The sequence below is a fragment of the Paraburkholderia sp. genome, assembly GCF_049581445.1.
Classification (GTDB): Bacteria; Pseudomonadota; Gammaproteobacteria; order Burkholderiales; family Burkholderiaceae; genus Paraburkholderia.
Window position 1 is genome coordinate 1 of sequence record NZ_JBAURZ010000140.1, and the last position, 8,240, is coordinate 8,240.

Annotated in this window: 8 protein-coding genes and 1 pseudogene; 4 read left to right on the forward strand and 5 right to left on the reverse strand. The window is 61.9% G+C overall.

From position 1 onward, the window contains the following. Positions 1-250 (forward strand): DAK2 domain-containing protein (locus WCA85_RS13100; protein WP_424064465.1); only part of this gene is annotated, 250 nt, incomplete at its 5' end. A gap of 100 nt (positions 251-350) precedes the next feature. After that, the gene (locus WCA85_RS13105) at positions 351-1,961 is read left to right on the forward strand and encodes a methyl-accepting chemotaxis protein (protein ID WP_424064467.1); all 1,611 of its coding nucleotides are present in this window, start codon (positions 351-353) and stop codon (positions 1,959-1,961) included. Positions 1,962-2,048: 87 nt separating this feature from the next. Here the strand turns inward: WCA85_RS13105 and WCA85_RS13110 are convergent, their stop codons facing one another. Continuing rightward, a complete protein-coding gene (locus tag WCA85_RS13110; protein ID WP_424064469.1) occupies positions 2,049-2,672 on the reverse strand; it encodes an ABC transporter ATP-binding protein in 624 nt (207 codons plus the stop codon). Between the two features lie 121 nt (positions 2,673-2,793). Continuing rightward, on the reverse strand, positions 2,794-3,666 hold the full coding sequence (locus tag WCA85_RS13115; protein ID WP_424064471.1) for a hypothetical protein: 873 nt from the start codon (positions 3,664-3,666) through the stop codon (positions 2,794-2,796). 401 nt (positions 3,667-4,067) lie between these two features. On the opposite strand from WCA85_RS13115, the gene WCA85_RS13120 reads away from it, so the two are divergent. Then, the gene (locus WCA85_RS13120; RefSeq protein ID WP_424064473.1) at positions 4,068-5,063 is read left to right on the forward strand and encodes a glycosyltransferase family 9 protein; all 996 of its coding nucleotides are present in this window, start codon (positions 4,068-4,070) and stop codon (positions 5,061-5,063) included. Then, a complete protein-coding gene (locus tag WCA85_RS13125; RefSeq protein ID WP_424064475.1) occupies positions 5,060-5,953 on the forward strand; it encodes a glycosyltransferase family 9 protein in 894 nt (297 codons plus the stop codon). Before WCA85_RS13120 ends, WCA85_RS13125 begins: the two co-directional genes overlap by 4 nt. Here WCA85_RS13125 and WCA85_RS13130 read toward each other — a convergent pair. From WCA85_RS13130 to WCA85_RS13140, 3 genes and pseudogenes are all read right to left on the reverse strand, one after another. Beyond that, positions 5,950-6,213: a hypothetical protein gene (locus tag WCA85_RS13130; RefSeq protein ID WP_424064477.1), complete on the reverse strand. Its 264-nt coding sequence runs from the start codon at positions 6,211-6,213 to the stop codon at positions 5,950-5,952. The two genes, WCA85_RS13125 and WCA85_RS13130, sit on opposite strands and share 4 nt — an antisense overlap. A 118-nt stretch (positions 6,214-6,331) precedes the next feature. After that, entirely contained in the window at positions 6,332-7,891 is a 1,560-nt protein-coding gene (locus tag WCA85_RS13135) for an FAD-dependent oxidoreductase (RefSeq protein ID WP_424064479.1), read from the reverse strand. Between the two features lie 150 nt (positions 7,892-8,041). After that, positions 8,042-8,240: pseudogene (locus WCA85_RS13140) on the reverse strand (hypothetical protein); the annotation flags it as partial.

Sequence of the window (8,240 nt, forward strand, 5' to 3'; positions counted from 1 at the left end):
CACCATGGTCGATGCGCTGCTACCGGCAGCCGACGCGCTGCGAGCGGCGCTCGCACAGTCCGCCCCAATGGGTGATGCGATGCAGGCGGCGGTCGACGCCGCCATGTCCGGTACCGGGCGAACCGCATCCATGAGTCCACGGCGGGGGCGTTCGAGTTATGTGGGCGAACGCGCCCTCGGCTTTGCCGATCCCGGCGCACATGCCGTAGCACTGTGGCTTGCGGCGATTCGCGGCGCGTTGCTCAGGTAAAACCCCACTTAACTTTTCTGCCAGATAGCCGACATCCCCGGGACAGGGCGCATAAAAGTCCGGGGGCCTACGGGCCATTTATCTGTACGGAGATGTGAGAATGACTCAGGCTGCGTATCAAGCGACGCGGACGCCTTGGGTGGCGTTGACCATCAAGGCTCGTCTCGGACTGGCAATGGGGTTCGTGGCCATTCTGATGACCATGATCGGGGCGCTCGGCCTGTTCGGCATGCACTCCAGCAACGAGGCGAATCGGCAGACTTATGCGGTGCAATTGCCGAGCGCCATCGCGGTGGGCAACATGGAAATCTTCGTCGCCCGCGAACGCATGGCGCTGGACCGCGCGGCACTCTCTCCCGAAGACCCGAAGACCGCAGCGACGCTTACGCGCGCTCAGGGCTTCCGGGTCGAATCCGACTCCTGGTGGAACAAATATCTGGCGCTGCCACGCGACGCGACCGAAGACCGGCTCGCGCAGGATACCGGTGCGAAGCGCGCCGACATGCAGCACGCCATCGATGCCTTCGTCGCCGCTATTGCGCGCGGCGATCACCAAGCCATCGTCGATGCCGCGGGTGCGCTGACACCCGTCTATGTCGTCATGACAGCGAGCGATAACGCGCTGAAGAAGTATCAAGGCGAACTCGGCGAACGCGGCTACGAAGGTGCTCAGCAGAACTATGCGACGTTGCGCATCGCCTGCATTTTCATGGTGGTGTTGGGTGTCGTGATGGCCGGCTTGAGCTGGCTGTCGTTGCGCCGCGCCATTGCCGGCCCGATCGCGGACGCGTTGCAGCATTTCGAGCGTATCGCGGGCGGCGATCTGCGCGAAGCCGTTCTCATCAAATCGCACGATGAAATGGGCCTCTTGCTCGCCGGCCTGTCGCGCATGCGTACGAGCCTGATCGATACGGTGACGACGGTGCGCGGCGGCGTTGAATCGATCGGCACGGCGACACGCGAGATTGCGAGCGGCAACGCGGATCTGTCGGGCAGAACCGAGTCGCAAGCCGCGTCGTTGCAGGAAACCGCGGCCAGCATGGAACAGCTCACCGGCACGGTGCGGCAGAACGCGGACAATGCACGCCAGGCGAGCGGGCTGGCCGCGAGCGCCGCGGAAATCGCCAATCGAGGCAACGACGTAGTGGGCCGCGTGTTCGGCACGATGAGCGACATCAACAGTAGTTCGAATGAAATCGCCGACATCATCGGCATCATCGAAGGCATCGCGTTTCAGACCAATATCCTGGCACTAAACGCAGCGGTGGAAGCGGCGCGCGCGGGTGAGCAGGGGCGCGGCTTCGCTGTGGTGGCCTCGGAGGTCCGTAGTCTCGCGCAACGTTCGTCGAGTGCAGCGAAGGACATTCGCGGCCTGATTCTGAAGTCGGTCGAACGCGTGAAGAGTGGCACGTCGCTCGCTCAGGAAGCCGGGCAGACGATGAGCGACATCATTACTGCAGTCAGACGCGTCACGGACATCATGGGGGAAATCACGGCGGCGTCTGAGGAGCAAAGCGCGGGCATTGAACAGGTGGCGCGTGCGGTCACGCAGATGGACGAAGTGACCCAGCAGAACGCGGCGCTGGTCGAGCAGGCCGCAGCGGCTGCCACGGCGCTCGAAAGCCAGGCGCAGACGTTGCACCGGGCGGTGGAGATATTTCGGTTTGAGCCGGTTAGGGTGGGGGCTTTAAGCGCTTTCAACGCTGCGTGATTCGGCCAACGCTTTTGCATCGGCGCCAGCGGGGATGCGGACCCGCTCGCACATCGAACTGCTGGAGTTCCAGCGCAAGAGACTCCGTTACCCGCCGCCCGCCAGGTCAGCAAAGCTTACGCTGGTCGCATTGCAAGCCACGGCAAGGGCAGCGTCGTAACTGGTGAACAGCACCGTGCGGTCTTTCGCCAGCGTCGTAAAGAGTTCGATCAACACGCTGCGCGCGGCGGCGTCGAGACCGCCGAGCGGTTCGTCCGCGATGAGCACCGACGATTCACCCAGCGCAGCCGACGTGAGGAACACCTTCTTGCGAGTGCCGAAGGACATCTGCTCGAAGCGTTTGTCGAGGTGCGGGACGAGACCGAAACGGTCGGCTAGCTCAAGGGCGTCCGCATCAAGCGCGGTGTCGCGCGCAGCGGCCACGCTTTCGAGAAACGCACGCCCAGTTTGCAGCGGATAGGCCATGCAGTCTTCCGGCACGTAGGTAAGCACCGTCTTCGCTTTCGACGGCGCGCTGCGCAGCGAATGACCACCGAGCCAGACTTCGCCTTCGTCGGCTTCGATGGCACCGGCAAGAATGCCGAGCAAGGTGGACTTGCCGCTGCCCATTTCATCGCTCAATGCGATGCATCCTGTTTTGGTGCTGTAACGCAGCCTCTCGAAGAGGATGTGGTCGCCGTAGCGTTTGCTGAGGTTTTCGAATCGAAGCATGGCGTGCGGTATGTATCGGACGGAGCGAGATTGCGCGACAGTTGCCCTCGCGTTGCCGCAAGTCTAGCAGCGCACGCTGAACGTCTTCCTGCATACACAACGCACGCAACGCATGTGTGCTTTAACCACCACGCCTGGCGTTGCCGTTGTAGTACGCCAGATCGTCGCTGGTCAACAACTGTTCCATGTACGGCCCGCGTCGTTTCAGAGGCGCGTCAGCCAGGCACTCCTTTTTTCCGCGCAGACGGTCGGCGGGGGCGAGATGCGGCGCAATCTGCGGCGAAGGGGCATCTTTCGCGCTTGGCCAATGATGGCAGACGAGCGTCAGTGGCTCGCACGAGGCGCGATATTGCGGATGTACGGGTTCGCGCTCCGGCATGTTGAGAATCGCACCGTGCCCGAAGCGATCCACGACCGCTGTATAGAGAACCTTTTCCAGAAAATCGTCATCCTTGACGCGTAGGTTTTCCAGCATCTGCATGAATGCAGGCGTGTTGCGTGCGATGAAGAATTGCGTCGCGAGCGACTTCCGTTCGCGAATGCCATACGAGAAGCCAAGCGGTCGCAGCACGCCCGCCAGGTGCGCTCGCAACCTTCTGCCCAGCAAGGGTGAGCGTCGCCAGGCGGGCACGCAGTCGGTGCTCCAGGAGGAGGCGGCGATCATCGTGTGAGGGTGCCTGGCGAGCCGTTCCAGATACCGCTCTATAACGGCCTGGTCGAAGATCCACGTGTCCGCTTCAAGATGAATCACGTACTCGGGGTTGAAACGCTCGACCGCCGCCTTCATGGATGCCAGCAGCAGATCGTTGGCGCCAACCGTAAGCGGCCTGGGATCGCGTTTAACGAGCACGTCCTCCAGATAGGGCACATAACCCGCATCGGAACATGCGTGGACGACGGGCCATGCGCGTGGCCAGTTCAGCTTGATGATCTCCATCGATATACGCGCGCAATCGGTACGATTGAACGAAGTCAGGCACACGACGACTTGCATGATTGGACGGTGACGTTAAGAAAGTGGGCGGGACGAAATGCGGAAACCGTCCTGGAGCAATTTCACCGGCATAGTGCACGCCGCCGCTTACATCACCCCCTGCGCCACGATTACGCAATATTTCATGACGATCGGGCAAATGGGTCTGCCAGGCAATGCATAACGCGCGGCAAAGCTGCGTCGGGAATGGGCCTCGCGGTGCCGCGAATGCGGTCTGCGCTCGTCGTTGGGCACGCGTAAGAAATGCTTCGAAATCAAATACCCACCAGAACGTGGCGAGGCCCGGTCAAACTCAGGCTACGCAGGTGAACTGTGGAAATTTGATGCAAGGCGCTGAAATCGGGTCTCCGACCCATTGTGTGGCAACATGCGGTCGAATCTACTTTGGCTCGATTGGACGTATGAGTAACGATCGGACGCAACAGGCGAATCGCACGGATTCGGTGAGCGGCATGGCCGAGCATCAGACCGGCGCGCGCACTGCCGCGTTTGTCATGTCGCCGGCGCTGGGCGACACGCTAAACCTCCTCATTGTTGCCAATAATCTGTGCCGTGCAGGCTGGCGCGTAGATGTCTACGGCGATCACGCCTATGCGCTTGCCGCATGGTTTCCGCATTTGACGATTGCGCCGGCGTTGACGCAAGGCGATGCGCCTCATGTACTCGCGCGCTACCCAACGGTGATCCAGATGCATCGCGACCGGCCGCTCGCTCAGGCGGGCAACTGGCACTCCGGCTTTATCGACTTGCATGACGTGGAATATGCGGACAACCCCCATTGCATGGCGCGGCGCTTCGCCGATTTTGCCTCCACCCGTTTCGGTCTGGCGGACGTCGTGACGACCAACGGCATGCAGGCGCCTGCATGCCTCACGTTTCGCAAACATGCTTCCCGTGTGGCGATGCATCCCGAGGCCAGCACGGCTGACAAGCGCTGGCTCCCCAAGCGTTTCGTCGAACTGTCCCGCCGCTTGCACGACGCTGGATTCCAGACCGAATTTGCGCTCGAAGCCCATGAGCGGGCGCGCTGGGAACATCTTGGCGGCGCGTTGCCGCCTCTGCGCTCCTTCGCCTCGTCGGCCTTGCTGGCCGCCTGGCTTTATGAATCGGGCTGGTTCATCGGCAATGACTCGGGCGTGGGGCATCTCGCTTCGTCGCTTGGTATTCCCACGCTGACTATTTTCCGTCGGCGCGGCGTTGCACAGCGCTGGCGCCCGGGCTTCACGACCGGCGACATCGTGCTGCCCTCCTGGTGGGTACCTACTGCGGGTCTGAAGGAACGGTGGTGGCGCGAGAGCATCAGCGTCAGACGCGTGCTGGCAGCTTTTACTGCGCTGCGTTCGCGTGCCGCCGCGCAATCGGCTGCGTGCGGTTCAATGGAGACCTTTGAAGGATGAAGGCGAAGCTCGACCAGACGGCAACCATCGCCGTCGTGATGCCGGCAGCGATCGGCGATTCGCTGCTGATGATGGTGCTGGTCAACAACCTGATCCGCAACGGCTACCGGCCCGTCGTCTTTAGCTGGGTCGTGAAGGACCTGACCGACTGGTTTCCTGGTATCGATGTGCACAGCGGGCGGGACGCAGCAGGCTCCTTCGATCGGGTGATCCAGCTGCGCACCACAGCGTTGGGCGTTGCGCTCGCGGCCGACGGCGAAGTCTGCGAGATGACTCGCCTCGCTGCATTTCAGGTGCAGGGGCACATGATCGACATGATTGTTGCTGTCGCGCGCGACGATTTCGGCCTCGCCAACATCACACGTCATAACGGCATCACGGTACCGAACTCGATTCGTTTTCGCGCGCACGAAAGGCGGGTGGCGATTCATCCCACCGGCAGTCACATTGAGAAAATCTGGCCGCGCAAGAAGTTTGTCGCGCTAGTGGACAAACTTGTGCAGCGCGATTTCCAACCCACCTTGCTGGTGGCGCCGTGCGAGCGGCCGACATGGCTGCTGGATCAGGACGCCGCCGAACGGCTGCACTCCTTCGAGCGGCTCGCGGACGTCGCCGCGTGGATCGCGGAGTCCGGCTGGTTCATCGGCAACGATTCCGGTCTCGGACATCTGGCATCCGCGCTCGGCGTGCCGACCCTGTCGCTTTTCATGCGCCGCGGCATTGCGCGGACATGGCGGCCAAACTGGGGGCGCGGCGCGATCGTGCTGCCGTACAACCTCTTTGTGGTAGGTGCGCTCAAGGAGCGCTACTGGAAGCTGGCGCTTACCGGCAGCCGGGTATTGCGCTCTTTCGAGCGCTTGCGCCTGGACGATGAACGCGGCGTGAACTAGCGCCGGCTGCGGTTGGTCGAATGGGCCGACCTCCTCGAGACAGCTGCCTTCATGGGGTTACGCACGGCATAGTCGAGCGAAGACACCAATTGCTCCAGCCGGTACAGCCGTTCGCGTTGCGCGGGCTCGGCGGGCGCCTGTCGCAGCGAATACAGACGGCTGCGCCAGTAGTCGAGCGTCGGCACGGTATCGGACGCTGTGACGTGCCCCAGCACGTACTCAAGGTGCCGAAGCTCCCGTTCCATTTCGTCGTAAGTCATTTTATGTTCCCGTAGTGGTGTACTTGTCGGGGCAGGTGTGATGTGTTCCACCAGCGTGTCTCGTCCTCTGGTGGGCCGTCTTAGGGCCTGGATGTGGTTTTGCATGATTGCCTGCCACTTATCCGGCGTGCGCGGCTTCAGCGGCGGTGGCGAGGCGTAGCGCCTCTTGCGCTGAAAGTCCCGCTTGCATGGACTCGATCAGGCGTGCAGTCGCGGCTTCGCGTTCGCATGCGAGCACGGCCACGACTGCACCGGCTTTCATATAAAACGCGAGGAAGTGCAGGTTAGCGAGGTCGCCGTCGATCTGGATATCGTCCCAGTCGCTCGGGTGACCGAGGTACTCGAAGGTTTTGCCGTAGTGATAGGTCCAGAAGTAGGGGACCGCTGCGTAGCGATGGCGGGCGCCACACATGTTTTGCGCTGCAATGAAGCCGTGTTGTTGCGCCACGCGCCAATGCTCGATACGCACCGGCTCCTGGTTTTCGTATAAAGGAAATGTGGCGACGTCGCCCGCGGCGTAGAGGCCGGGAGCGGCCTGCATCCCCGCGTTGACAAGCACACTGCCGTCCTTCTGCAACGGCAGTGCTTTGACGAAGTGGGTAGCTGGCGAGACGCCAACGCCGATCACCACCATACTCACCGCCACGCGGGCACCGCTCTCCAGAACGACCTCTTGAACGCGCGTGTCGCCTGCAAGCTTTGCTACCTTCTCGTTCAAACGGAAAACGACGCCGTTGCGCTCATGCAGATGCTGAAACATGGCGCCGAGCTTCGGGCCGAACTGATGCTCGAACGGCACGGATTCGGGAGCGATCACGGTCACCGGATTGCCGCGCTTGCGTAACGCTGCTGCCACTTCAAGACCAATGAAGCTACTGCCTATCACGGCAACCGGTTGGTCCGCCTCTATCGACTCGCATAACGCAACAGCGTCTTGCAGGTTACGCAGCAAGTGGACATGCTTGAGGTCGTGCCCTGGAAACGGCGGCATCCTGGGGTGGCTGCCGCTCGCGAGCAGCGCTGCGTCGTAGGGAAATTCACGTCCGTCCGCGAGGCGAATCCTATGCTGGGGCACATTTAGCTCAACGACGCTCCCTTCGATGCGCTCAACGTGCTGTTGTTCGAACCACTCCGCCGGTATCAGCGGTGGCACGTCATCAATCACCGTTTCGCCCGAGGGCACGAATTTGCTCAGTGCCGTCCGGTCGTAGGGGGCGTGGCTTTCGTCACCGATCAGCGTCAACTGCCCTGCAAAACCATGATTGCGCAGCGCAGTACACGCCGCTGCCCCGGCTGCGCCCGCGCCGATCACGACGAACTTCGGGGTGTCGCTGAAGGTTACGGTGTCCTCATTGCGCGGGATTTTTTGCGGCGTGACGCTAACCTCGCCGTTACTGATGGTTACCGGATAGCGATCCAGTCCACTCAGCGCAGGGGGTTCGAGTACGTTACCGGTGGCGATATCGAAGGTGCCTTTATGCCACGGGCAGATGATATGACCGTTGCAGATCGCGCCTTCTTCCAGCGGAGCGCCCGCATGCGGACAGTCCGCGCTGAAGGCGTGCACCGCGTCGCCCTGTTTGACCAGCAGGATAGGTTCATCGTCGATCACGACGCGCGTCGCGCGATCGTCTCGCAGTTGCGCCAATTGGATGGCATGCTTGGCGGTGACTGTCATGGTGACCTTCCTGAATTCGAGAGGCGCGTGGCGATTGCACGGCAATATCCGATATACGCAACGAATACGGAGAGAGCGGTAGCTCATGCGCCACCGCTCTCTCCACTCCGCTGACCTGAAATGTGTCTGAAAACAGGCTGCGTTTTTATCTTAGTGGCCGTTCTGCATGGTTCCGTTCTGCATAGGTTGTGACGGGTTGTAACTGTTGCTATTGCTCATGGAGCCGGAGTTTGGCGTCGAGCCGCTACCCGTTCCCATGCCTCCGCCGGTGGCGGTCGTCCCTGGCGCGCCATAGCCGCTGGTATCGCCGGGACGGTTCATGCCGCCGGTGTTAGGCATCGGACTGGCC

Coding starts and splice junctions, on each gene's coding strand:
- WCA85_RS13115 (WP_424064471.1), bottom strand. CDS start 3,666: ATGCAAGTCGTCGTGTGCCTGACTTCGTTCAATCGTACCGATTGCGCG.
- WCA85_RS13105 (WP_424064467.1), top strand. CDS start 351: ATGACTCAGGCTGCGTATCAAGCGACGCGGACGCCTTGGGTGGCGTTG.
- WCA85_RS13130 (WP_424064477.1), bottom strand. CDS start 6,213: ATGACTTACGACGAAATGGAACGGGAGCTTCGGCACCTTGAGTACGTG.
- WCA85_RS13125 (WP_424064475.1), top strand. CDS start 5,060: ATGAAGGCGAAGCTCGACCAGACGGCAACCATCGCCGTCGTGATGCCG.
- WCA85_RS13120 (WP_424064473.1), top strand. CDS start 4,068: ATGAGTAACGATCGGACGCAACAGGCGAATCGCACGGATTCGGTGAGC.
- WCA85_RS13135 (WP_424064479.1), bottom strand. CDS start 7,891: ATGACAGTCACCGCCAAGCATGCCATCCAATTGGCGCAACTGCGAGAC.
- WCA85_RS13110 (WP_424064469.1), bottom strand. CDS start 2,672: ATGCTTCGATTCGAAAACCTCAGCAAACGCTACGGCGACCACATCCTC.